22 protein-coding genes are annotated in these 21,442 nt (G+C 69.0%); 12 read left to right on the top strand and 10 right to left on the bottom strand.

What is annotated here, in order from left to right; translation table 11 throughout:
- Positions 1-43: 43 nt before the first annotated feature.
- Positions 44-697, bottom strand: a complete 654-nt coding sequence (locus ACFOJE_RS08130) for a histidinol-phosphatase (RefSeq protein WP_377813805.1) — start codon at positions 695-697, stop codon at positions 44-46.
- A 168-nt stretch (positions 698-865) separates the two neighbouring features.
- Between ACFOJE_RS08130 and ACFOJE_RS08125 the strand changes: the two genes are divergently transcribed.
- On the top strand, positions 866-1,345 hold the full coding sequence (locus ACFOJE_RS08125) for an RNA pyrophosphohydrolase (RefSeq protein ID WP_377813804.1): 480 nt from the start codon (positions 866-868) through the stop codon (positions 1,343-1,345).
- A 21-nt stretch (positions 1,346-1,366) separates the two neighbouring features.
- Positions 1,367-3,646 (top strand): phosphoenolpyruvate--protein phosphotransferase, encoded by a 2,280-nt coding sequence (gene ptsP / locus ACFOJE_RS08120; protein WP_377813803.1) that lies wholly within the window; start codon positions 1,367-1,369, stop codon positions 3,644-3,646.
- Between the two features lie 30 nt (positions 3,647-3,676).
- On the opposite strand, the gene ACFOJE_RS08115 is transcribed toward ptsP, so the two are convergent.
- Entirely contained in the window at positions 3,677-4,423 is a 747-nt protein-coding gene (locus ACFOJE_RS08115) for an NRDE family protein (RefSeq protein WP_377813802.1), read from the bottom strand.
- A gap of 170 nt (positions 4,424-4,593) precedes the next feature.
- Here ACFOJE_RS08115 and ACFOJE_RS08110 point away from each other — a divergent pair, with 170 nt between their 5' ends.
- From ACFOJE_RS08110 to ACFOJE_RS08100, 3 genes are all read left to right on the top strand, one after another.
- Positions 4,594-5,379: a sulfite exporter TauE/SafE family protein gene (locus tag ACFOJE_RS08110; RefSeq protein ID WP_377813801.1), complete on the top strand. Its 786-nt coding sequence runs from the start codon at positions 4,594-4,596 to the stop codon at positions 5,377-5,379.
- A gap of 11 nt (positions 5,380-5,390) precedes the next feature.
- Entirely contained in the window at positions 5,391-6,197 is an 807-nt protein-coding gene (gene lgt / locus ACFOJE_RS08105) for a prolipoprotein diacylglyceryl transferase (protein ID WP_377813800.1), read from the top strand.
- A 79-nt stretch (positions 6,198-6,276) separates the two neighbouring features.
- Positions 6,277-7,071, top strand: coding sequence for a thymidylate synthase (locus ACFOJE_RS08100; RefSeq protein WP_377813799.1), 795 nt, complete (start codon positions 6,277-6,279; stop codon positions 7,069-7,071).
- A gap of 10 nt (positions 7,072-7,081) precedes the next feature.
- Here the strand turns inward: ACFOJE_RS08100 and ACFOJE_RS08095 are convergent, their stop codons facing one another.
- Positions 7,082-8,398: a sigma-54 interaction domain-containing protein gene (locus ACFOJE_RS08095; RefSeq protein ID WP_377813798.1), complete on the bottom strand. Its 1,317-nt coding sequence runs from the start codon at positions 8,396-8,398 to the stop codon at positions 7,082-7,084.
- 184 nt (positions 8,399-8,582) lie between these two features.
- Between ACFOJE_RS08095 and cydP the strand changes: the two genes are divergently transcribed.
- From cydP to cydX, 5 genes are read left to right on the top strand one after another with little or no spacing between them, the layout of a single operon-like run.
- Complete coding sequence (cydP, locus tag ACFOJE_RS08090; RefSeq protein WP_377813797.1) at positions 8,583-8,828, top strand: cytochrome oxidase putative small subunit CydP; 246 nt, start codon at positions 8,583-8,585, stop codon at positions 8,826-8,828.
- The gene (locus ACFOJE_RS08085; protein WP_377813796.1) at positions 8,815-10,437 is read left to right on the top strand and encodes a cytochrome ubiquinol oxidase subunit I; all 1,623 of its coding nucleotides are present in this window, start codon (positions 8,815-8,817) and stop codon (positions 10,435-10,437) included. The genes cydP and ACFOJE_RS08085 overlap by 14 nt, the downstream gene beginning before the upstream one ends.
- Positions 10,438-10,453: 16 nt before the next feature.
- Positions 10,454-11,590: a cytochrome d ubiquinol oxidase subunit II gene (gene cydB / locus ACFOJE_RS08080; RefSeq protein ID WP_377813795.1), complete on the top strand. Its 1,137-nt coding sequence runs from the start codon at positions 10,454-10,456 to the stop codon at positions 11,588-11,590.
- A gap of 13 nt (positions 11,591-11,603) precedes the next feature.
- Complete coding sequence (locus ACFOJE_RS08075) at positions 11,604-11,975, top strand: NifB/NifX family molybdenum-iron cluster-binding protein (RefSeq protein ID WP_377813794.1); 372 nt, start codon at positions 11,604-11,606, stop codon at positions 11,973-11,975.
- 3 nt (positions 11,976-11,978) lie between these two features.
- The gene (cydX, locus tag ACFOJE_RS08070) at positions 11,979-12,080 is read left to right on the top strand and encodes a cytochrome bd-I oxidase subunit CydX (RefSeq protein WP_377813793.1); all 102 of its coding nucleotides are present in this window, start codon (positions 11,979-11,981) and stop codon (positions 12,078-12,080) included.
- A 4-nt stretch (positions 12,081-12,084) separates the two neighbouring features.
- Here cydX and ACFOJE_RS08065 read toward each other — a convergent pair whose 3' ends face one another.
- The 3 genes from ACFOJE_RS08065 to ACFOJE_RS08055 form a co-directional block, all read right to left on the bottom strand.
- Positions 12,085-13,455, bottom strand: a complete 1,371-nt coding sequence (locus ACFOJE_RS08065; RefSeq protein WP_377813792.1) for a DUF3482 domain-containing protein — start codon at positions 13,453-13,455, stop codon at positions 12,085-12,087.
- On the bottom strand, positions 13,448-14,839 hold the full coding sequence (locus ACFOJE_RS08060; RefSeq protein WP_377813791.1) for a DUF2868 domain-containing protein: 1,392 nt from the start codon (positions 14,837-14,839) through the stop codon (positions 13,448-13,450). The genes ACFOJE_RS08065 and ACFOJE_RS08060 overlap by 8 nt, the downstream gene beginning before the upstream one ends.
- 75 nt (positions 14,840-14,914) lie before the next feature.
- Positions 14,915-16,039 (bottom strand): glycerophosphodiester phosphodiesterase, encoded by a 1,125-nt coding sequence (locus ACFOJE_RS08055; protein ID WP_377813790.1) that lies wholly within the window; start codon positions 16,037-16,039, stop codon positions 14,915-14,917.
- Between the two features lie 132 nt (positions 16,040-16,171).
- Between ACFOJE_RS08055 and ACFOJE_RS08050 the strand changes: the two genes are divergently transcribed.
- Positions 16,172-16,687 carry a dihydrofolate reductase gene (locus ACFOJE_RS08050; RefSeq protein ID WP_377813789.1) on the top strand — a complete coding sequence of 172 codons (516 nt, stop codon included), beginning with the start codon at positions 16,172-16,174 and terminating at the stop codon, positions 16,685-16,687.
- A 308-nt stretch (positions 16,688-16,995) separates the two neighbouring features.
- A complete protein-coding gene (locus ACFOJE_RS08045; protein WP_377813788.1) occupies positions 16,996-17,274 on the top strand; it encodes a hypothetical protein in 279 nt (92 codons plus the stop codon).
- 78 nt (positions 17,275-17,352) lie between these two features.
- On the opposite strand, the gene ACFOJE_RS08040 is transcribed toward ACFOJE_RS08045, so the two are convergent.
- From ACFOJE_RS08040 to ilvD, 4 genes are all read right to left on the bottom strand, one after another.
- Positions 17,353-17,808, bottom strand: coding sequence for a metallophosphoesterase family protein (locus tag ACFOJE_RS08040; RefSeq protein ID WP_377813787.1), 456 nt, complete (start codon positions 17,806-17,808; stop codon positions 17,353-17,355).
- Positions 17,809-17,914: 106 nt separating this feature from the next.
- On the bottom strand, positions 17,915-18,355 hold the full coding sequence (locus tag ACFOJE_RS08035; RefSeq protein WP_377813786.1) for a GNAT family N-acetyltransferase: 441 nt from the start codon (positions 18,353-18,355) through the stop codon (positions 17,915-17,917).
- A gap of 394 nt (positions 18,356-18,749) precedes the next feature.
- Positions 18,750-19,388, bottom strand: coding sequence for a hypothetical protein (locus tag ACFOJE_RS08030; protein ID WP_377813785.1), 639 nt, complete (start codon positions 19,386-19,388; stop codon positions 18,750-18,752).
- Positions 19,389-19,568: 180 nt separating this feature from the next.
- Positions 19,569-21,407, bottom strand: coding sequence for a dihydroxy-acid dehydratase (gene ilvD, locus ACFOJE_RS08025; protein ID WP_377813784.1), 1,839 nt, complete (start codon positions 21,405-21,407; stop codon positions 19,569-19,571).
- Positions 21,408-21,442: the final 35 nt, after the last annotated feature.

Genomic DNA, 21,442 nt, shown 5'->3' with positions numbered 1-21,442 from the left:
CGGCGCCCGCAGGCGCCGTCGTCGTTTCCGGGCGATGCCGGATTCAGCGCAGCGAGATCACCGGCCAGCCGCGTTCCTCGGCGATGGCCCGCAGGGTCGGGTCGGGGTCGACCGCCACCGGATGGCTGACCCGCTCGAGCAGCGGCAGGTCGTTGCGCGAGTCGCTGTAGAAGTAGCTGCCATCCAGCGAGTGGCCGGTCTCGGCCAGCCAGCGGTCGAGCCGGTGGACCTTGCCTTCCTGGAAGCAGGGCACGTCGGTGGAACGGCCGGTGTAGCGGCCGTCGGCCATTTCGCACTCGGTGGCGAGCAGGGTGTCGACGCCCAGGCGCCGGGCGATCGGTCCGGTGACGAAGCGGTTGGTGGCGGTGATGATGACCACCTTGTCGCCCTGGGCATGGTGATGCTCGATCAGGGCCCGGCCCTTGGCCAGGATGATCGGCTCGATGCGCTCGCGCATGAACTCTCCGTGCCACGCTTCGAGCAGGGCCATCTCGGTGCGGCCGAGGATCTCCAGGGTGAAGTTCAGGTAGTCGGCGATGTCCAGGCGGCCGGCCAGGTAGTCCTGGTAGAAGGCGTCGTTGCGCGCCTTGTAGAGGTCGCCGTCGAGGATGCCGCGCTCGCAGAGCCAGTCGCCCCAGGCATGGTCGCTGTCGCCAGCCAGCAGGGTGTTGTCGAGATCGAATAAAGCCAGACGCACGCTGAACCTCGGTAGATGGGAAGAAGGGAAACGGGGCAAGCATAACGGGTCCGGAGGAAAAGCTGGAGGCCCGCGACCGGCCCCATCGGCCCCTTGTCCGGCTGCTTTCAGGCGTGCGGGTTTTTGTGGAACAATGCGTCAATATGCGTTTTGCAAGGTTCAATAGCCGTGATCGATACCGATGGTTTTCGTCCGAATGTCGGCATCATTCTGACCAATGATGTCGGCCAGGTACTGTGGGCGCGGCGTATCAACCAGGATGCCTGGCAGTTTCCCCAGGGCGGCATCGATGCCCGGGAATCGCCGGAAGAGGCACTGTTCCGCGAACTGAATGAAGAGGTCGGCCTGGAAGAACGGGATGTGAAGGTGCTCGCCTGTACCCGCGGCTGGCTGCGCTATCGTCTGCCGCAGCGTCTGGTGCGCACCCACAGCCAGCCGCTGTGCATCGGCCAGAAGCAGAAGTGGTTTCTCCTGCGCCTGCTCTCCGACGAGCAGCGGGTACGCATGGATCTGACCGGCAAGCCGGAATTCGACGGCTGGCGCTGGGTGAGCTATTGGTATCCGCTTGGACAGGTCGTTACCTTCAAGCGTGAGGTCTATCGGCGCGCTTTAAAAGAACTCGCTCCGCGCCTGTTGGCGCGGGACTGATCACGGAACTCGGAACGGGCCATGCTCAACACGCTGCGCAAGATTGTCCAGGAAGTGAATGCCGCCAAGGATCTCAAGGCGGCATTGGGCATTATCGTGCAGCGCGTGAAGGAGGCCATGGGCAGCCAGGTCTGCTCCGTCTACCTGCTCGATCCGGAAACCAACCGTTTCGTCCTGATGGCCACCGAGGGCCTGAACAAGCGCTCCATCGGCAAGGTCAGCATGGCGCCCAACGAGGGTCTGGTCGGCCTGGTCGGCACCCGTGAGGAGCCGCTCAACCTGGAGAACGCCGCGGCCCACCCGCGCTATCGCTACTTCGCCGAAACCGGCGAGGAGCGCTACGCCTCCTTTCTCGGCGCGCCGATCATCCACCACCGGCGGGTGATGGGCGTGCTGGTGGTCCAGCAGAAGGAACGCCGCCAGTTCGACGAGGGCGAGGAAGCCTTCCTGGTGACCATGAGCGCGCAGCTCGCCGGGGTCATCGCCCACGCCGAGGCGACCGGTTCGATCCGCGGGCTGGGCCGGCAGGGCAAGGGCATCCAGGAAGCGCGCTTCGTCGGCGTGCCGGCCGCCCCGGGGGCCGCCGTCGGTCGCGCCGTGGTGGTGCTGCCGCCGGCCGACCTGGACGTGGTGCCGGACAAGCCGGCCGAGAACGTCAAGGCCGAACTGGAGCTGTTCAGCAGCGCCGTGGAAGCGGTGCGCGCCGACATCCGCGCGCTGTCCGCCAAGCTGGCCGCCCAGCTGCGCCCGGAAGAGCGGGTGCTGTTCGACGTCTACCTGATGATGCTCGACGACGCCTCCCTGGGCAACGAAGTGCAGCGGGTGATCAGGACCGGCCAGTGGGCCCAGGGCGCGCTGCGCCAGGTGGTCAACGAGCACGTCAAGCGCTTCGAGCTGATGGACGACGCCTACCTGCGCGAGCGCGCCTCCGACGTCAAGGACCTTGGCCGCCGTCTGCTCGCTTATCTGCAGCAGGCGCGCCAGCAGAGCCTGGTCTACCCGGAGAACACCATCCTGGTCAGCGAGGAGCTGTCCCCGTCGATGCTCGGCGAAGTGCCGGAGGGCCGCCTGGTCGGCCTGGTCTCGGTGCAGGGGTCGGGCAACTCCCACGTGGCGATCCTCGCCCGCGCCATGGGCATCCCCACGGTGATGGGGGTGGTCGATCTGCCCTATTCGAAGGTCGACGGCATCGACCTGATCGTCGACGGCTACCACGGCGAGGTCTACACCAACCCCAGCGAGATGCTGCGCCAGCAGTTCGCCGAGGTGGTCGAGGAGGAGCGCCAACTGACCCAGGGGCTGGACGTCCTGCGCGAACTGCCCTGCGAGACCCTGGACGGCCACCGCCTGCCGTTGTGGGTCAACACCGGGCTGCTCGCCGACGTGGCCCGCGCCCAGGAGCGCGGTGCCGAAGGGGTCGGCCTGTACCGCACGGAAGTGCCGTTCATGAACAACGAGCGTTTCCCCAGCGAGAAGGAGCAGCTGGCGATCTACCGCGAGCAGCTCGCCGCCTTCCACCCGCTGCCGGTGACCATGCGCACCCTGGACATTGGCGGCGACAAGTCGCTGTCGTACTTCCCGATCAAGGAGAGCAACCCCTTCCTCGGCTGGCGCGGCATCCGCGTCACCCTCGACCACCCGGAAATCTTCCTGGTGCAGACCCGCGCCATGCTCAAGGCCAGCGAGGGCCTGAACAACCTGCGCATCCTGCTGCCGATGATCTCCAGCATCCACGAGCTGGACGAGGCGCTGCACCTGATCCACCGCGCCTGGGGCGAAGTGCGCGACGAGGGGACCGACGTGCCCATGCCGCCGATCGGCGTGATGGTGGAGATTCCCGCGGCGGTCTACCAGACCCGCGAGCTGGCGCGCATGGTGGATTTCCTCTCGGTCGGCTCCAACGACCTGACCCAGTACCTGCTGGCGGTGGACCGCAACAACCCGCGGGTCGCCGACCTCTACGACTACCTGCACCCCGCGGTGCTGCAGGCGCTGTCCAAGGTGGTGCAGGATGCCCATGTCGAAGGCAAGCCGGTGAGCATCTGCGGCGAGATGGCCGGAGACCCGTCGGCGGCGGTGCTGCTGATGGCGATGGGCTTCGACAGCCTGTCGATGAACGCCACCAACCTGCCCAAGGTCAAGTGGCTGCTGCGCCAGATCAAGATGAGCAAGGCCCGCGAGCTGCTCGACCAGCTCATGCAGATCGACAACCCGCAGATCATCCACAGCTCGCTGCAGCTGGCCCTGCGCAGCCTCGGCCTGAGCCGGGTGATCAATCCGGTGGCGGGCCTGCAGAACTGAGGTCCCGCTTCGGGGCGGACGGCTCCGCCCCTACACCTGCAGATGCACCTCGCCCAGATGGGCGCCGTAGGGGCCGAAGCTGCGCTCGACCAGGGTCCGCGAACCGTCCGCCCCCACCACCAGCGCCGTGCTGCAGCGCGTGCCGTAGTTCTGGCTGGCGATGAAGACGCTCGACAGCAGCCGCTCGCTGGCCAGGCCGACCCCGGTGTCCGGCAGCTCCGCATCTTCCCCCTGGCGGCGGTCGCTCAGCGCCTGCAGCAGGCATTCCGGCCGCGGCTCGTCTAGGCAGGCGGCGAACGCCGCCTTGGCGCGCAGCAGTTTCGGCCAGGGCGTGTCCAGGCGCGCGTTGGACAGGCCGTAGAGGCCGGGCGCCAGGCGGACGGGGGCTGCGTCCAGGGCGTTGTAGTACCAGAGCTCGCGGTCGTTGCCGAGCAGCAGGTTGAAGCCGGCGTAGTCCCGCGCCTGTTCGGCCACCCGCTGCAGATAGTCCGTCACCGGCAGCCGGCCGCGGAGGAAGCCGCTGGGCAGTTCTCCACGGCTGCGCCGGCCGAGCGGCAGGCTCGGATCGCGGATGTTGGTGAGTGCCGCGAAGCGCCCCTGCGGGCCGATCCCCAGCCAGGTGCCGCCGGCCTCCAGGTCGCGTCCGGCATAGACCTCCGGAGCCTCCTTCCAGGGGCCCAGCGGCAGGCTGGGCCGAGCGTAGAACTCGTCGCGGTTGGCCGCGACCACCAGCGGCCAGGCATGGCCCGGGCGCCAGGCGAACACGATCAGGCACATAGGTTCATGTCCGTATGGATATGGCGAAGCAGGATAGGGGCCGCTCTGCGGAGGGGGCAAGTGCCGGGGCTACGGCGGTGCCGACGATCCCGCGGAGCCGCCGGGCGCCCCCTCACCGCCGGTCATCCAATTCCGGTACCATGCCGGCTTTTGCACGGAGAGGGACGTCGATGGAGGCGCTAATACTGTATTTGGTCTTGGGGGCCTTTGCCGGCGTACTGGCCGGTCTGTTCGGGATCGGCGGCGGTCTGGTCATCGTCCCGGTGCTGGTGTTCAGCTTCACCGCCCAGGGCTTCTCCCCGGAAGTGCTGACCCACCTGGCGGTGGGCACCTCCCTGGCGACCATCGTCTTCACCTCGATCAACTCGGTGCTGGCGCACAATCGCCGGGGCGCGGTGCTCTGGCCGGTCTTCACCTGGATGACGGTGGGCATCCTGATCGGCGCAGCGCTCGGCAGCCTGACCGCGGCGGCGATCCAGGGGCCGGTGCTGCAGAAGGTCATCGGCGTGTTCGCCATCGTCATGGCGGCCCAGATGGGGCTCGATCTCAAGCCGAAGGCCAGTCGCGCCGTGCCGGGCAAGCCCGGACTGGGCCTCGCCGGCGCGGTGATCGGCTGGGCCTCGGCGATCTTCGGCATCGGCGGCGGCTCGCTGACCGTACCCTTCCTGACCTGGCGCAGCGTGCCGATGCCGCAGGCGGTGGCGACCTCGGCGGCCTGCGGCCTGCCGATCGCCGTGGCCAGCGCCCTGAGCTTCATGGCCGTCGGCTGGCACGAAGCCGGGCTGCCGGAGTGGAGCCTGGGCTTCGTCTACCTGCCGGCCATGGTCGGCATCGCCGCCACCAGCATGTTCTTCGCCCGGATCGGCGCCGCCCTCGCGCACCGCCTGCCGCCGCGCCTGCTCAAGCGCCTGTTCGCCCTGCAGCTGTTCGCCGTCGGCGTGAGTTTTCTCTTCTAAGGAGCTGATTGATGCTGCCCTACCCGCAGATCGACCCGGTGGCCATCGCCATCGGTCCGCTGAAAATCCACTGGTACGGCCTGATGTATCTGGTCGGCATCGGCGGCGCCTGGTGGCTGGCGGCGCGCCGGCTGCCGCGCTTCGCCCCGGACTGGAACGCGGAGAAACTCTCCGACATGGTGTTCTGGGTGGCCCTGGGGGTGGTCGCCGGCGGCCGGCTCGGCTACGTGCTGTTCTACGACCTGCACTCCTACCTGCAGGACCCCAGCCTGATCCTCCAGGTCTGGAAGGGCGGCATGTCCTTCCACGGCGGCTTCCTCGGCGTGCTGATCTGCAGCTGGATCTTCGCCCGGCGCAACGGCAAGCGCCTCTTCGAACTGGTGGATTTCATCGCTCCGCTGGTGCCGATCGGCCTGGGTGCCGGGCGCATCGGCAACTTCATCAACGCCGAGCTGTGGGGCAAGCCCACCGACCTGCCCTGGGCGATGATCTTCCCCACCGATCCGGCGCACCTGCCGCGCCATCCGTCGCAGCTCTACCAGTTCGCCCTGGAAGGCGTGGCGCTGTTCGTCATCCTCTGGTTCTATTCCAGCAAGCCGCGGCCGACCATGGCGGTGTCCGGCCTGTTCGCCCTGTGCTACGGCATCTTCCGCTTCCTGGTCGAGTTCGTCCGGGTGCCGGACGCCCAGCTCGGCTACCTGGCCTTCGGCTGGCTGACCATGGGCCAGCTGCTCTGCATGCCGATGATCCTCGTGGGCTGCGGCCTGCTGTTCTGGGCCTACCGGCACGAGAAGCCGCACGCCGTCAGGGCCGGCTGATGCCTCGAAGGCGGGGCGCCAAGCTTTTTGCCATGGGCGCCCCTTTCCGATTTTCCTGCGGCACTGCCGCGAGCATCCGATGAAACAGTACCTCGACCTGATGCGCCACGTGCGCGAGCACGGCACCTTCAAGAGCGACCGCACCGGCACCGGCACCTACAGTGTCTTCGGCTACCAGATGCGCTTCGATCTGGCCGACGGCTTCCCCCTGGTGACCACCAAGAAGTGCCACCTGAAATCCATCATCCACGAGCTGCTGTGGTTCCTGAAGGGCGACACCAACATCCGCTACCTGAAGGACAACGGCGTGTCGATCTGGGACGAGTGGGCCGACGAGAACGGCGACCTCGGCCCGGTCTACGGCTACCAGTGGCGCAACTGGCCGGCGCCGAACGGCGAATCCATCGACCAGATCGCCAAGCTGATCGAGATGATCAGGAAGAATCCGGACTCGCGCCGGCTGATCGTCTGTGCCTGGAACCCGGCGCTGGTCGACCAGATGGCCCTGCCGCCGTGCCATGCGCTGTTCCAGTTCTACGTCGCCGAGGGCCGGCTGTCCTGCCAGCTGTACCAGCGCTCGGCCGACATCTTCCTCGGCGTGCCCTTCAACATCGCCAGCTACGCCTTGCTGACCCTGATGGTGGCGCAGGTCTGCGATCTTGCACCCGGCGAGTTCATCTGGACCGGCGGCGACTGCCACCTCTACGCCAACCACCTGGAACAGGCCGACCTGCAGCTCTCCCGCGAGCCGCTGCCGCTGCCGACCATGAAGCTCGATCCGCGGGTGAAGGACCTGTTCGCCTTCAAGTTCGAGGACTTCGAGCTGGTCGGCTACCAGTCCCACCCGCACATCAAGGCGCCGGTCGCCGTCTGAGCCGGCCGGCTCAGCGCTCCGTCCGGCCCTGGCGCTTGCGGTACAGCGTGCGCGCGCTCACCCCGAGCCGGCGCGCCGCGGCCGCCACGTCGTTCCCCAGCCGCGGCAGCAGCCAGTCCAGATAGCGCTCCTCCAAGGTCGCCAGATCCACCAACTCGTCCAGGCGGAAGCCGGCGTCGGGCGCCGGGGCGGCCGGGCGCGGCGTCTCGTCGTCCTGCAGGTCGGCCAGGCCGATCTCCTCGCCGTCGGCCATCAGCGTGGCCCGCTCGATCAGGTTGCGCAATTCGCGGATGTTGCCGCTGTAGCGCCGCCCGGCCAGCCAGACCAGGGCCTCGGCGCTGAGGCGTCGACCGGACCGACGGTCCACCCGCCTGAGCAGGGACTCGGCCAGCAGCGGGATGTCCTCGGGCCGCTCGTGCAGCGCCGGGGTGTGGATGGGGAAGGTGTCGATGCGGAAGTACAGGTCGCGGCGGAAGGCCTCGGCCTCCACCATGGCGGCCAGGTCGCGGTGGGTGGCGGCGATCAGGCGGAAGTCGGCGCGCAGGCTGTCCAGCCCGCCGACCCGCCGGTAGGTGCCGGTCTCCAGCAGACGCAGCAGCTTCACCTGCAGCGACAGCGGCAGCTCGCCGATCTCGTCGAGGAACAGGGTGCCGCCGGCGGCGGCCTCCACCAGACCGAGCTTGCGGTGGCCGGCGCCGGTGAAGGCGCCCTTCTCGTAGCCGAACAGCTCGCTCTCGAACAGCGTCTCGGTGAGGCCGGCGCAGTCCACCGCGACGAAGGGCCCGCTGCGCCGCGGGCTGGCCTGGTGGATGGCCTGGGCGACCAGCTCCTTGCCGGTGCCGGTCTCGCCGAGCAGCAGCACCGCCGCGTTCGAGTCGGCCACCCGCATCATCCGTTCGAGCATGCGCACGAAGGTCGGCGCACGCCCGACCAGCCCGCGTGCCGCCGCCTGGCCGCTGGCCTCACGCACCACGCGCATGGTTTCCACGAAGTAGGCGATCCGGCCGCGTTCGTCGCGGATCGGCGTCAGCTCCACGTCCACGTGCTCCTCGCCGTGCGGAGTGTGGTGCAGGTGCAGCACCCGCTGCGGCGTGCCGGCCTCCTGGCAGCGGCTCAGCGGGCAGGACTCGCCGGCCTGGTCGCAGGGCACCCCGTAGCGGTGGGAGACCGCGTAGCAGGTGCGTCCGAGCAGCGGCGTGCCGTCGCCGAACTCGCGGACATAGGCCTGGTTGGCGGCGACGATCCGGTAGTCGCGGTCCATGACGATGCGCGGCTCGGGCAGGCCGTCGAGGAAGGACATGAGTTCGGGTAGGGAGTAGGGCGGCATGGCGGGCTCCGTCAGATATGGCGAAGAGTTTGCCATATCTGGCAAATCAGCTGACGAAGCGATCGGCAAGGGCTTCCGCTTTAATTTGAAAAAACTTTAATAATCAATCTGTTACTACGAAATGTGCGGTCTGGCACAGCTCTTGTAATCGAGTCGGTGGAAGCAAGAAACCCTGGTGCCGCCGATGCCTGTCGTCTCCCACAAAACGTTCAAGCTGTCGCTGGCGCGCGAGCTGTGCCTGGTCGTGGTGCTCAAGTTGCTGTTGCTCGGGCTTCTCTGGTGGGGCTTTTTCGCCGACCGGACGCAAGCCGATCTGTCTGACGAGACCGTCGCCCAGGGGCTGCTCGATAGGGTTTCCGCTTCCATCCCTCCCTCGAACGCCCTCGGGAATCCCGCTACTAAGGAGCCCTCCCACCATGCTCTCCGATGAATTGGTGGACCTGTCGCGGCTGCAGTTCGCCGCGACGGCCATGTACCACTTCCTATTCGTTCCGCTCACCCTGGGCCTGGCCTTCATCCTGGTCATCATGGAAACCAGCTACGTCCTCAGCGGACGTCAGGTCTACAAGGACATGACGCAGTTCTGGGGCAAGCTGTTCGGCATCAACTTCGCCCTCGGCGTCACCACCGGCATCACCATGGAGTTCCAGTTCGGCACCAACTGGGCCTACTACTCCCACTACGTCGGCGACATCTTCGGCGCGCCGCTGGCCATCGAAGGACTGATGGCGTTCTTCCTGGAGTCCACCTTCATCGGCCTGTTCTTCTTCGGCTGGGATCGCCTGCGCAGGGGCCAGCACCTGTTCGTCACCCTGTGCATGGCGGTCGGCTCGAACCTCTCGGCGCTGTGGATCCTGATCGCCAACGGCTGGATGCAGGACCCGGTGGGCGCCGAGTTCAGCTACGCCACCATGCGCATGGAGCTGACCGACTTCTGGACCGTGGTGTTCAACCCGACCGCCCAGGCCAAGTTCGTCCACACCGTGTCGGCCGGCTACGTCACCGCCTCGCTGTTCGTCCTGGCCATCTCCAGCTGGTACATGCTCAAGGGCCGCGACACGGATTTCGCCAAGCGCTCGTTCCGCGTCGCCGCCGCCTTCGGCTTCGCCTCGGCCTGTTCGGTGATCGTGCTAGGCGACGAGTCCGGCTACACCGTCAGCCAGTCCCAGCAGACCAAGCTGGCGGCCATGGAGGGCATGTGGGAAACCCATCCGGCCCCGGCGCCCTTCACCCTGTTCGCCCTGCCCGACGACGAGGCGCGGAGCAACCGCTACGCCGTGGAGATTCCCTGGGTGATGGGCCTGATCGGCACCCGCTCGCTGGACAAGGAGATCCCCGGCATCCGCGAGATCGAGGCGCACAACCGCGAGCGCATCGCCTCCGGGGTGGAGGCGGTCAAGGCCCTGGACATCCTGCGCAGCCGCAGCGCCGACCCGGCGGCCAAGGCCGCGGTGGAGCCGGTCTTCGAGGCGCACAAGGCGGATCTCGGCTTCGGCCTGCTGCTGAAGAAGTACGTCCAGGACATGGAACAGACCACCCCCGAGCTGATCGACCAGGCGGCCCGCGACACCATTCCGAAAGTCGCGCCGATCTTCTGGGCGTTCCGCCTGATGGTCGGGCTGGGCTTCGCCTTCTTCTGCCTGTTCGCCCTGGCCCTGTACTTCAGCTTCCGCGACAGCTTCGCCGGGAAACGCTGGCTGCTGCGCTGGGCCCTGTGCTTCGTTCCCATGCCCTGGCTGGCCTGCGAGCTGGGCTGGTTCGTCGCCGAGGCCGGGCGCCAGCCGTGGACCATCTACGGCGTGCTGCCCACCCACCTGTCGGTGTCCAGCCTGACTCCGGCCAGCCTCTACGGCTCGCTGGCCGGCTTCGTCGGCTTCTACACCCTGCTGCTGGTGGTGGAGCTGTACCTGATGGTGCGCTTCGCCCGCCAGGGGCCGGCGAGCCTCGGCACCGGCCGCTACGGCGACGCCCCGAGCGTTGCCCAGCCGGCGCTGGCGCCCCTCGGCGCCGCGGCCGGGGCCCGTCCTTCCGACGTCTGAACATCAGGAGAAGCGCATGATCGACTACCCAACCCTGAAGTTCATCTGGTGGCTCCTCGTCGGGGTGCTGCTGGTGGGCTTCGCCATCATGGACGGCCACGACATGGGCGTCGGCACCCTGCTGCCCTTCGTCGGCAAGACCGACGAGGAGCGGCGCGTGGCCATCAATACCGTCGGCCCGCACTGGGACGGCAACCAGGTCTGGTTCATCACCGGCGGCGGGGCGATCTTCGCCGCCTGGCCGCTGGTCTACGCCACCGCCTTCTCCGGCTTCTACTGGGCCATGCTGGCGGTGCTCTGGGCGCTGTTCTTCCGCCCGGTGGGCTTCGACTACCGCAGCAAGATCGCCAACCCCCTCTGGCGCACGACCTGGGACTGGGGCCTGTTCGTCGGCGGGGCGGTGCCGCCGCTGATCTTCGGCGTGGCCTTCGGCAATCTGCTGCAGGGCGTGCCCTTCCACTTCGACGAGACCCTGCGGCCGTATTACACCGGCAGCTTCTGGGCGCTGCTCAACCCCTTCGCGCTGCTCTGCGGGCTGGTCAGCACGGCGATGATCACCGCCCACGGCGCCCACTACCTGATGCTGCGCACCGAGGGCGCGGTCTTCGAGCGCAGCCGCCGCGCCGCGCTGCTCTTCGGCGGGCTCGGCCTGCTCTGCTTCGTCGGCGCGGGATTCTGGGTGCAGGGCCTGGACGGCCACGTGATCGTCGCCGGCGCCGTTCCCGGCGCGCTGCCCGATCCGCTGGCCAAGGAGGTGGCGCTGGTCCCCGGCGGCTGGCTGCACAACTTCCGCGAGCGGCCGCTGCTCTGGGCGGTGCCGGGGCTGGGCGTCGCCGGCCTGCTGGGCGGCCTGCTGCTGGCGGCCCGCCGCCGGCCGGGACTGGCGTTCGTCGCCACCTCCCTGGCGATGACCGGCATCGTCGCCACCGCCGGGGTGGCGATGTTCCCCTTCGTGATGCCCTCGTCCAGCGATCCTGCCTCCGGCCTGACCGCCTGGGATGCGGTGTCCTCGCACTTCACCCTGGGGCTGATGTTCGGCGCCACGCTGATCTTCATGCCGCTGATCGTCCTGTACACCAGCTGGGCCTACAAGGTCATGGCCGGCAAGGTGACCCTGGACTTCATCCGCCGCAACGACAAGAAGGCCTATTGAGGAGAACCGCGACATGAACCTGATCGCCGTCACCAGCCAGAACGCCCGTACCCTCACCGCCCATGCCGGCCGTTGCCGCCGGTTCTACCTGTTCGACGGGCAGGACGGCACGCCGCAGGGCAGCGTCGAACTGACCCGCGAGGAGGTGCTGCACGAAACCGACCCGGGCCCCGGCCATCCGCTGGCGCCGGTCCGCGTGCTGATCAGCGCCGGCATGCGCCAGGGCCTGCAGCGCCGCCTGGAGACCGCCGGAATCCGGGTCTACCTGAGCGCGGCGACCGCGCCGGAGGAGGCCGTCCGCGAGTACCTCGGCGGCGTGCCTTCCCTGTCGGCCAGCGGTACCGACTGCAGCTGCAGCTGCGACCATTCCATCGAGGAGAACTGACGCATGTGGTATTTCGCCTGGATTCTCGGCCTCGGCCTGGCCGTGCTGCTGGCCGTGCTCAACAACCTCTACTGGGACGCCCGCGAGGACGCCGACGGGCACTGACCCGCTAGCCCCGCAGGTTCTCCGCCAGCGCCCCGACCTGCGCCCGGCGCTCGGTCTGTTCCAGACGCGCGCCGGGGTTGAGCGACGACCATTCCGGATGGGCGCGGGCCCGGGTCAGCGGCGCGGGCAGCCTGCCCGCGCACCAGTCCTGCGCCTGCGGCGCCTCCAGGCGGATCGCCTCGACCGCGGCGTGGCCGCGGGCGGCGAGGGCGACCAGCAGCTGGCGCTGGCGCAGGGCGAGCAGACGCAGCACGGCGTCGTCCACGCTCAGTTCGCGCTGGCCCTTCAACTTGCCGAGTAGGCGGTTGCCGTAGTGGCGGGCGGTCTGCGCGCCGCCGCCGGCCAGGGCGCCGAGCAGGGTGACCGCGCCGAGGGTGATGCCGCCGACCAGCAGATCCAGTCCGACGCCGGCCGCGGCGCCGGCGGCCATGCCGCTGCCGATCCGCACGCCGAGCTGCTTCAGGGTTTCCGGATGGAACAGGTCGTCGCCCCAGCGCCCGTCCTGCAGTGGCAGCTCGCCCGCCTGGGCATCTTCTGGGCGGAAGGCGTAGAGCCGCAGCAGGGCCTCGACGCAGCGCTGCTCGCGGTCGCGCACGGCGGCGTGCAGCCCGGCGATGGCCTGGCGCTCCGCTTCCGGCCGGGCGACCACGCTGCACCGGTAGGCGGCCACGTCGATCAGCAGCTCGGCGATCAGCCGGGCGCCTTCCTCCCGGCGGGTGGCGGCCTGGGCCTCGTGGTCGCGGATCAGCCGCTCCAGTCGCGGCCGGGCGCGTTCCAGCAGCAGCGCCAGGCTTTCGTAGAGACGCCGCTCGCCGTCCTGCGGCGGGGCCACGGTGTCGAAGCGCACCAGGGCGTGCAGGCCGAGGCGGGCCAGCGCCTCGCGCCAGGCGTCCTCGCGGGGGGCGGCGCCGGCGACGAAGTTCAGCACCGGCAGCAGCGGTTTGCCGCAGCCGGCGAGCACAGCCAGTTCGTCGCGGTACTTGGCCAGCACCGGCTCGCGGGCGTCGATCACGTAGAGCCCGGCATCCGAGGCAAGCAGCTGGCGCAGCACCTTGGCTTCCTGCTCGAAGCGCTGGCGCGCCTCGCTGCCGTCGAGGAAGCGGGCGACGCGGGCCGGGCCGTCGAGACGCTCGCCCGGACGTTGGAGGTTCTCGAGATGCTCCAGCAGGGCGATGGAGTCTTCCAGGCCGGGGGTGTCGTACAGCTCCAGCAGCGCCTCGCCCTCCACCGACAGGCGCGCGCCCTCCACGTGGCGGGTGGTGCTGGGGCGGTGCGAGACCTCGCCGAAGCCGGCGTCGCGGGTCAGGGTGCGCAGCAGCGAGGTCTTGCCCACGTTGGTGTGGCCGACCACGGCGAGTTTCAGCGGCTCAGTCATGGCCCGTCTCCAGCCAGGCCAGCGGCGCGTCGGTGCCGTGCGCCAGCCCGAGCCGCTCCAGGGCTTCGCGCCAGTCGCCCAGGCGTGCGTCGTCCAGGGCTTCGCCGGGCGGCGGCGGGAGCAGCCAGACCCGGGTCTGCCCGGCGCAGCGCGAAAGCTCGCCGAGCAGCGCCAGGGTGCCGCGATCCGGCGAGCGGCGCGGGTCGCAGGCGATGATCAGGTGTGCCGGCGGACAGCGGGTCAGGCGTTCGAGCAGCCGCTGACGCTGTTCGCGGTCGTCGAGGATGCCGGCATCGGCGATCCCTTCCGGCAGCGCCGGCGGCCAGGGGCGGCTGTCGTCCAGTTCGACGCCCACCAGCAGCGCGCCACCGGCCGCGGCGGGCGCTGTGTCGACCTGCGCCTTTGGCACAGCGGTCGGAGCCGGATCGCGAACGCCGAGGCGCTCGCTGGAGGGCTGTAGGCGCTCGGCCAGCAGCCGGTAGCCGGGCAGCGACAGATCCAGGGCCAGGCGGGCGCGACCGCGGCGCCAGCGGCACAGGCAGAGCAGCGCCAGCAGCAGGCGCGGCAGCACGCCGTACACCAGCAGCACGCCGAGCAGCCAGCCGGCCCAGACCTGGCGCGCGGCCTCCCCGCCCGGGAGCGCATTGCCGCTGGCGCGGATCAGTCCGGGGGCCGGCAGGTCGAAGCCGAGCAGCGCCGGCAGAGCGCCGAGGGTCCGGGTCAGGGCGACGAAGGTATCGGCACCGAGCAGGGTGGTTTCCCAGAGAAAGTCGTAGCGGCGGGTCGCCATCAGCGCCAGCAGGCAGACCAGCGCGCTCGACAGGGCCAGCAGCCAGAGGCCGTGGGCCACGAATCCCAGGCCCCAGCGGGCCAGGCGCTGGCGCTGCAGCATCAGGAGCAGGGCCGGGGCGAGCTGCGCGGCCCTGGCGTCGCGGGCGAGCTTTGCGCTGAGCCACAGCCACAGGCGGCCCAGGGTGCCGCCGCTGTCGCCGGCGAAGGCGAGGCCCAGGGCCCAGCCGCCGAGACTCAACAGGTGCAGGCCGAGCAGGCTGCCCAGGGCCCAGAACACGTTGACCGGGCGCTGTCCGTCGCCGAGGGCGGCGAAGCCCAGGCTGGCGCCGCTCAAGAGGGCGAGCAGCAGCAGGCCGAGCAGGGCCAGACCCGCGCCCTGGCGCCAGCGCTGCAGGGCGGCGGTCAGGCCGTCCCGCTCGGCCAGCCAGAGAGCGCGAGCCTCGATGCGCCCGGCCAGATCGCCGCCGGCGGCGCGGGCGCGGCGGTTGGCCTCGGCGTCTTCCAGCGGGCCGGCGTGTTCTTCGCGCAGACGGATGGCTTCGGTCAGCCAGAGGCGGTCGAATCGGGACGGGGAAGGGCTGGCTGGACTCACGCGGGCTCTCGTCGAACGGTCGAGCCCAGAGCATAACCGCTCGGACCGCCGGCCCGCACCGGCGGCGTGCCCGGCTCAGGGCTGGCGGCGCAGGCGCACGGCGATGTCCGGCTGGTCGATGAACAGGCCGTCGATGCCGGCGTCGAGGAAGGCGCGGATCTCCGCCTCGATGTCGCCGCGTGCGGCGGGGTCCTGGCCGTGGCGCAGATTGCCCGGCAGAAAGCTGTTCTCGGCGCGGAAGGTGTAGGGATGCACCAGGAGTCCGGCGGCGTGGGCGTCGGCCACGAAGGCCGTGGCGCGGCTCAGGTTGCCGCTGGCGTCGCGGGGGATGACGTAGTCCTTGCTCGGGCCGACCCCGGCGGCATAGCCGGCGATGGCCCGCAGGCCGGCCGGGGTGGCCATCTGCGCGTAGGTCAGGCCGCTGCCCTGCAATCGCTGGTCGTAGGGTTGGCCGACGTCGAACAGCTGCACTAGGCGCAGCGGGGTCAATTGGCTGAGGGTCTTGAGGTTCTCCACCTCGAAGGACTGGATGTACACCGGCGACCGGCGGCTGTGGTAGCCGTTGCGGCGCAGGATCTCCACCAGCGGTCGCTCCAGGCCCAGGCCGAGCCGCCGGAAGTGGCTCGGGTGTTTGGTCTCGATGTACAGGCCGACGGGGCGCTGCCGGCCGGCCTGCAGGCTCTTCGCCAGGTCGATGATCTCCTGCAGGGTCGGTATCTCGAAGGCGCCGTCCAGGCGGGCGTTGCCGGGACGGATCTCGGGAATGCGCTCGATGGTGCGCAGGGTCTTCAGCTCGGCGAGGGTGAAGTCCTCGCTGAACCAGCCGGCCAGGCTCTGGCCGTCGATGTCCTGGGTGCGGCGACGCTCGGCGAATTCCGGGTGCCGGGCGACATCGGTGGTCAGGCCCAGCTCGTTGTCGTGGCGGGAGACCAGTTGGCCGTCGCGGGTCATCACCAGGTCCAGCTCGATGTAGTCGGCGCCCTCCAGGATCGCCAGGGCGTAGGCGGCCAGGGTGTGTTCCGGCACATGGCCGCTGGCACCGCGGTGGCCGATGACCAGCGGGCGAGGGGCGCTCTCGGCTTGGCGGTCGAGGGGCGGGTTCGCCTCCGCCTGCGGGGTCAGGGCGGCGGAGGCCAGCAGGGGCAGCAACAGGCTGCAGGCGGCCAGCCATGGACGCAGGTTCAGGGGCTTGCGGGACATCGCGACCTCTCCTCGGGGATGGAATGCAAAGCTTGCCGGCTCGGTGATGACGCCGGCGCGATGCGTGGGCAATGGAAGCGTGGCGATCGCATGACGCCCGGCAGCCGCCGGCCTCTGCTATGCTCCTGCGCCATGAATACGCCCCGACTTCCCCTCGCCCTGATCGCCGCCCGCGCGCACAACCGCGTGATCGGCCGCGACAATCAAATGCCCTGGCACCTGCCGGCGGACCTCAAGCACTTCAAGGCCATGACCCTCGGCAAGCCGGTGGTCATGGGCCGCAAGACCTGGGACTCCCTGGGGCGCCCGCTGCCCGGACGGCTCAACCTGGTGGTCAGCCGGCAGAAGAATCTTAGCCTCGACGGCGCCGAAGTCTTCCCCGACCTGGAGTCGGCGCTGATCCGCGCCGATGCCTGGGCCCGGGAGCAGGGTGCGGGGGAGCTGATGCTGATCGGCGGGGCGCAGCTCTACGAGCAGGCGCTGCCCCTGGCCGAACGCCTGTACCTGACCCGCATCGACCTCGAACCGCAGGGCGATGCCTTCTTCCCCGAGTGGGAGCCCGCCGCCTGGCGGCTCGCCTCCCGCACGGAGCACCCGGCCGCTGCCGAGACGCCCGGGTATGCCTTCGAGACCTGGGAGCGCCGATAGCCGGCGGATCGCTGTCCGCCGACAAGGTCGCGCGGAAACCGAGCCGAAAGCGAGATCTGCATGACTCTTCCCCTGGGTCGATTCCGGGAACGGAGAAGGCCAGGGACATCCCTGCCAGTGATGGCGGCAGCCCGTCGTTCTTTATAAAGGTGCCTTTATTGCGCTACCGTTGAGGGTCGCATTTGCGATTTTTCGTTCTTGTTCATTGATCCAGATCAATTTTTTGCCGGTGATGCGCACTCGTTGCAACCGTTGCGCCGGGGGTAGCATTGGCCGTCACGGATCAAGCAAGCAACGGAAGTACCGCAATGAAATACCAGATCACCCGGCTGTCCCCTCACCAGAACGGCAAGGTCTGCGGCATCCTGACCGCGGCCACGTCCTTCGTCGTCTTCGTTCCCTTCCTGCTGTTCATCTCGGCGTACATGCCCGAAGACGATCGGCCGCCGTTTCTCAGCATCCTGCTGGTGCCGCTGTTCTACCTGGTCATGGGCTACATCGCCGTGATGGTCGGCTGCGCCCTGTACAACGTCGCGGTCAAGTACATCGGCGGCGTCGAGTACGACGCCAAGGAGGAGGGGCGGTAATTCTCGGCGGGGGATCCTAGGAACGCTGCGGTACCTGACCGGCGCGACGAGTCCGCGCCGCCCTCGGGCGAAATGGCCCTAGGCCAGATCGACCCGTTCCGCGCGCAGCCGATCCCCCTCGACATGCAGCACCCCGACCGTCACCGGCAGCTTGAAGCGCCGCGGACCCGCGCTCCCCGGATTGACCAGCAGCACTCCGGTTCTCTCCTCGATCAGCGGCTTGTGGGAATGGCCGCAGATCGCTACCCGAACGCCGCGCTCGGCCAGCCCGGCCGGCAGATCGGCCGCCTCGTGCACCACGAACAGGCGCACGCCGTCCAGCTCCAGCTCGACGCTGTGGGGCAGGGCCTCGGCCCAGTCGCCGCGGTCGTTGTTGCCGCGCACGGCGGTGAGCGGCGCCAGCCGGCGCAGGGCGTCGAGGATTTCCGGCTTGCCGATGTCGCCGGCGTGGACGATCCGCTCGCAGTCCGCCAGCGCGGCCAGCGCTTCGGGGCGCAGCAGGCCGTGGGTGTCGGCGATCAGGCCTATCTTCATGGCGGCACTCCGGAAAGACCCAGTTTGGCAGGGTGGGCAAGTCGCGCAGCGTTGTCCGGCGACGGGGATTGTCTGACCTTCGTGCGGCCGATTTTTCGTACAGGCCCTAGTCGAGCGTCTTGACGAAGTGGTGGCAGGCGATCCGGTAGTGGCGGCGCATGTACAGGCGATGCGCCGCCGCCCGATCGCTGCCGACGCCCGAGTCCAGATGCACCGCCGCGCAGCCCTGCCGCGCCGCTTCCTCCTCGGCCCAGGCCAGCAGTAGCTCGCCGAAACCGCGGCCGCGCCAGGCCGGCAGGGTGGCGATGTCCACCACGTACAGCGACTGTCCGAGCCACAGCGAATGCTGCAGGCGATAGCCGAGCACCGCGGCGGCCACCGGCGAGTCGTCGCCCCAGATGCCGACCAGCCGGTAACCGTTGGGCCGTAGTTGGCTATCGATCACCTCGACCATCTCTTCCGGCGCATAGCGCGGCCAGAGCTGGCGCAGCGCTTCGATCGCGCTGGCGGTTTTCCCGGCAGGGATAGGGACGACGGTGGGCAGCATGGATACCTCGAAGGAACGAACGCCGTCCGGCGGAATTATGCCGGACGGGGGGAATAGAAAACTTCGGGCATTCGGAATGCAAGGGGCGGGCCGGCCTGGCCGGTAGCACCGGTCATCCCGTAGGGTGGGTAATTCGCACAGCGATCATCCACCCTCTTCGCGGCATGTCGGTAGACAAGGCTGCACCGCTGTCTACCCTACGCGCTGCAGAGGTTTCGCCAGCGAGCAAGGTTCCTCGGATTCGTAGGGTGGGAAACGGCCGCAGGCCTTTCCCTCCGATAGTGCTGGCTGGTGGAAAACGCTGGCGCGGTTTTCCACTCTACGGACTACGAGGTGTGGGGGCGCGGCTGATGTTGAAGGGGCGCCGGCAGCGCCCCGCGATCCCACGAACGGCTCAGAACTTGTTCGGGAACTGCTTGGCCAGCGCCTCGGCCAGGGTATCGGCGACACCGAGGATTTGCTCGTGCATGGCGTGCCAAGTCTTGGCCTCGCCGGCGTAGTCCGCCTTGGCGAGCTGGTCGATCTGGCTGATATGGTGCCCGCCGTGGGCGCTGAGCAGGGCCACCAGGGTGTCTTCCGGCAGGTAGGGATTGGCCTTGGCGAGGAAGGCGGCGATGGCCTTGGCGTTGGCGGTCAGGGCCTCGACGGCGCTCTTCTGCTTGGCCGCGTCCTTCGCCACGCTGGCGTCGCTGTAGTCCTTGATCGCTCCCCAGTGGCCGGCCAGCAGCTTGAGCATCTGGTCGGCGGCCGGCTGGCCGTACAGCGGTTGCAGGCTGTTGGCGATGGCCGTGGCGTTGGCCACCACCTCCTTGGCGGCGACTTCGGCCTGGGCGGTCTTGCCGTTCTGGTTGGCGACCGTGTAGTTCCTGACCCAGAAGATGTGCTCGACCCACAGGTCGCGCAGGGCCAGGCGGGTGGCCAGGGCGGCGTCCGGCTTTTCGGCCGGGGCGGCAGCGGGAGTCGCCGGGGGTTGGCTCCAGGCCATCGGTGTGCAGAGCAGCGCCAGCAGCAGGGCCAGGGTTCGTATGAGCATATCGGTCCCTCACGTGATGGATGGTCCCCCGCTCACTAGTGAAGGTCGAAACTGGCCAAAAGCGAATCGGCCGGACGGATGGCGAAGCGCCGGAGGGAAAGCCGCGGCGCGAGCTTTCCGGCCGGCAGAAAGACGAACGCCCCGCATTGCGGGGCGTTCGTCGTTACGGCGGAGTCAGGCTCAGCCGTCCAGCAGCGCCTTGTTGCGCACCGCGCCCTTGTCGGCGCTGGTGGCGAGCAGGGCGTAGGCTTTCAGCGCGGTGCTGACCTTGCGCGCGCGTGGTGCGGCCGGCTTCCAGCCCTGGTGGTCGCGGTGCAGGCGGCGGGCCTTCAGTTCCTCGTCGCCGACCAGCAGGTTGATCTCGCGGTTGGGAATGTCGATGAGGATCTTGTCGCCGTCCTCGACCAGGCCGATGGCGCCGCCCGAGGCAGCTTCCGGCGAGACGTGGCCGATGGACAGGCCCGAGGTGCCGCCGGAGAAGCGGCCGTCGGTGAGCAGGGCGCACTGCTTGCCCAGGCCCTTGGACTTGAGATACGAGGTCGGGTAGAGCATTTCCTGCATGCCCGGGCCGCCTTTCGGGCCTTCGTAGCGGATGATCACCACCTCGCCCGGTTTCACCTCGTCGCCGAGGATGCCCTTCACCGCGGCGTCCTGGCTTTCGTAGATACGCGCGGTGCCTTCGAACACGTGGATCGACTCGTCCACGCCGGCGGTCTTCACCACGCAGCCGTCGAGGGCGATGTTGCCGTACAGCACGGCCAGGCCGCCTTCCTGGGAGTAGGCGTTCTCGACGCTGCGGATGCAGCCCTCGAAGCGGTCGGTGTCCAGGCTCGGCCAGCGGGTGCTCTGGCTGAATGCGGTCTGCGACGGGATGCCGGCAGGGCCGGCCTTGAAGAAGGTGTGCACGGCCTCATCGCTGGTCTGGGTGATGTCCCAGGCGGCGATGGCGTCGGCCATGGTCTTGCTGTGCACGGTCGGCACGTCGGTGTGCAGCAGGCCGCCGCGGGCCAGCTCGCCGAGGATGGCGATGATGCCGCCGGCGCGGTGCACGTCTTCCATGTGGTACTTCTGGATGTTCGGCGCGACCTTGCACAGCTGCGGCACGCGACGGGACAGCTGGTCGATGTGGCGCAGGTTGAAGTCGACCTCGGCCTCCTGGGCGGCGGCCAGCAGGTGCAGGATGGTGTTGGTCGAGCCGCCCATGGCGATGTCCAGGGTCATGGCGTTCTCGAACGCCTTGAAGCTGGCGATGGAGCGCGGCAGCACCGATTCGTCGCCTTCGCCGTAGTAGCGCTGGCACAGCTCGACGATCAGCCGGCCGGCGCGCAGGAACAGCTGCTCGCGGTCGGCGTGGGTGGCCAGGGTGGTGCCGTTGCCCGGCAGCGACAGGCCGAGGGCCTCGGTCAGGCAGTTCATCGAGTTGGCGGTGAACATGCCGGAGCAGGAACCGCAGGTCGGGCAGGCGCTGCGCTCGTACTCGGCGACCTTCTCGTCGGAGCAGCTGTCGTCGGCGGCGGCGACCATGGCGTCGACCAGGTCGAGGCCGTGGCTGGCCAGCTTGGTCTTGCCGGCTTCCATCGGCCCGCCGGAGACGAACACCACCGGGATGTTCAGGCGCAGGGCGGCCATCAACATGCCGGGGGTGATCTTGTCGCAGTTGGAGATGCACACCAGGGCGTCGGCGCAGTGGGCGTTGACCATGTACTCGACGGAGTCGGCGATGATCTCGCGCGACGGCAGCGAATAGAGCATGCCGTCGTGGCCCATGGCGATGCCGTCGTCGACGGCGATGGTGTCGAATTCCTTGGCCACGCCGCCGGCCTTCTCGATCTCGCGGGCGACCAGCTGGCCGAGGTCCTTCAGGTGCACGTGGCCGGGCACGAACTGGGTGAAGGAGTTGGCGACGGCGATGATCGGTTTCTTGAAGTCCTCGTCCTTCATCCCGGTGGCGCGCCACAGCGCGCGGGCGCCGGCCATGTTGCGGCCGTGGGTGGAGGTTTTCGAGCGATAGTCAGGCATGACGGGTTCCCGGAATGCAGGCGGATACTGAGCCT

Source organism: Azotobacter bryophylli, assembly GCF_042643485.1.
GTDB lineage: Bacteria > Pseudomonadota > Gammaproteobacteria > Pseudomonadales > Pseudomonadaceae > Azotobacter > Azotobacter bryophylli.
The sequence above is the reverse complement of the archived record's forward strand: the minus strand, read 5'-3'. Positions and strand labels throughout refer to the sequence as shown.

Coding starts and splice junctions, on each gene's coding strand:
- cydB (WP_377813795.1), top strand. CDS start 10,454: ATGATCGACTACCCAACCCTGAAGTTCATCTGGTGGCTCCTCGTCGGG.
- ptsP (WP_377813803.1), top strand. CDS start 1,367: ATGCTCAACACGCTGCGCAAGATTGTCCAGGAAGTGAATGCCGCCAAG.
- ACFOJE_RS08030 (WP_377813785.1), bottom strand. CDS start 19,388: ATGCTCATACGAACCCTGGCCCTGCTGCTGGCGCTGCTCTGCACACCG.
- ACFOJE_RS08065 (WP_377813792.1), bottom strand. CDS start 13,455: ATGACTGAGCCGCTGAAACTCGCCGTGGTCGGCCACACCAACGTGGGC.
- ACFOJE_RS08085 (WP_377813796.1), top strand. CDS start 8,815: ATGCTCTCCGATGAATTGGTGGACCTGTCGCGGCTGCAGTTCGCCGCG.
- ACFOJE_RS08100 (WP_377813799.1), top strand. CDS start 6,277: ATGAAACAGTACCTCGACCTGATGCGCCACGTGCGCGAGCACGGCACC.
- ACFOJE_RS08050 (WP_377813789.1), top strand. CDS start 16,172: ATGAATACGCCCCGACTTCCCCTCGCCCTGATCGCCGCCCGCGCGCAC.
- cydP (WP_377813797.1), top strand. CDS start 8,583: ATGCCTGTCGTCTCCCACAAAACGTTCAAGCTGTCGCTGGCGCGCGAG.
- ilvD (WP_377813784.1), bottom strand. CDS start 21,407: ATGCCTGACTATCGCTCGAAAACCTCCACCCACGGCCGCAACATGGCC.
- ACFOJE_RS08040 (WP_377813787.1), bottom strand. CDS start 17,808: ATGAAGATAGGCCTGATCGCCGACACCCACGGCCTGCTGCGCCCCGAA.
- ACFOJE_RS08115 (WP_377813802.1), bottom strand. CDS start 4,423: ATGTGCCTGATCGTGTTCGCCTGGCGCCCGGGCCATGCCTGGCCGCTG.
- ACFOJE_RS08095 (WP_377813798.1), bottom strand. CDS start 8,398: ATGCCGCCCTACTCCCTACCCGAACTCATGTCCTTCCTCGACGGCCTG.
- lgt (WP_377813800.1), top strand. CDS start 5,391: ATGCTGCCCTACCCGCAGATCGACCCGGTGGCCATCGCCATCGGTCCG.
- cydX (WP_377813793.1), top strand. CDS start 11,979: ATGTGGTATTTCGCCTGGATTCTCGGCCTCGGCCTGGCCGTGCTGCTG.
- ACFOJE_RS08075 (WP_377813794.1), top strand. CDS start 11,604: ATGAACCTGATCGCCGTCACCAGCCAGAACGCCCGTACCCTCACCGCC.
- ACFOJE_RS08110 (WP_377813801.1), top strand. CDS start 4,594: ATGGAGGCGCTAATACTGTATTTGGTCTTGGGGGCCTTTGCCGGCGTA.
- ACFOJE_RS08055 (WP_377813790.1), bottom strand. CDS start 16,039: ATGTCCCGCAAGCCCCTGAACCTGCGTCCATGGCTGGCCGCCTGCAGC.
- ACFOJE_RS08035 (WP_377813786.1), bottom strand. CDS start 18,355: ATGCTGCCCACCGTCGTCCCTATCCCTGCCGGGAAAACCGCCAGCGCG.
- ACFOJE_RS08045 (WP_377813788.1), top strand. CDS start 16,996: ATGAAATACCAGATCACCCGGCTGTCCCCTCACCAGAACGGCAAGGTC.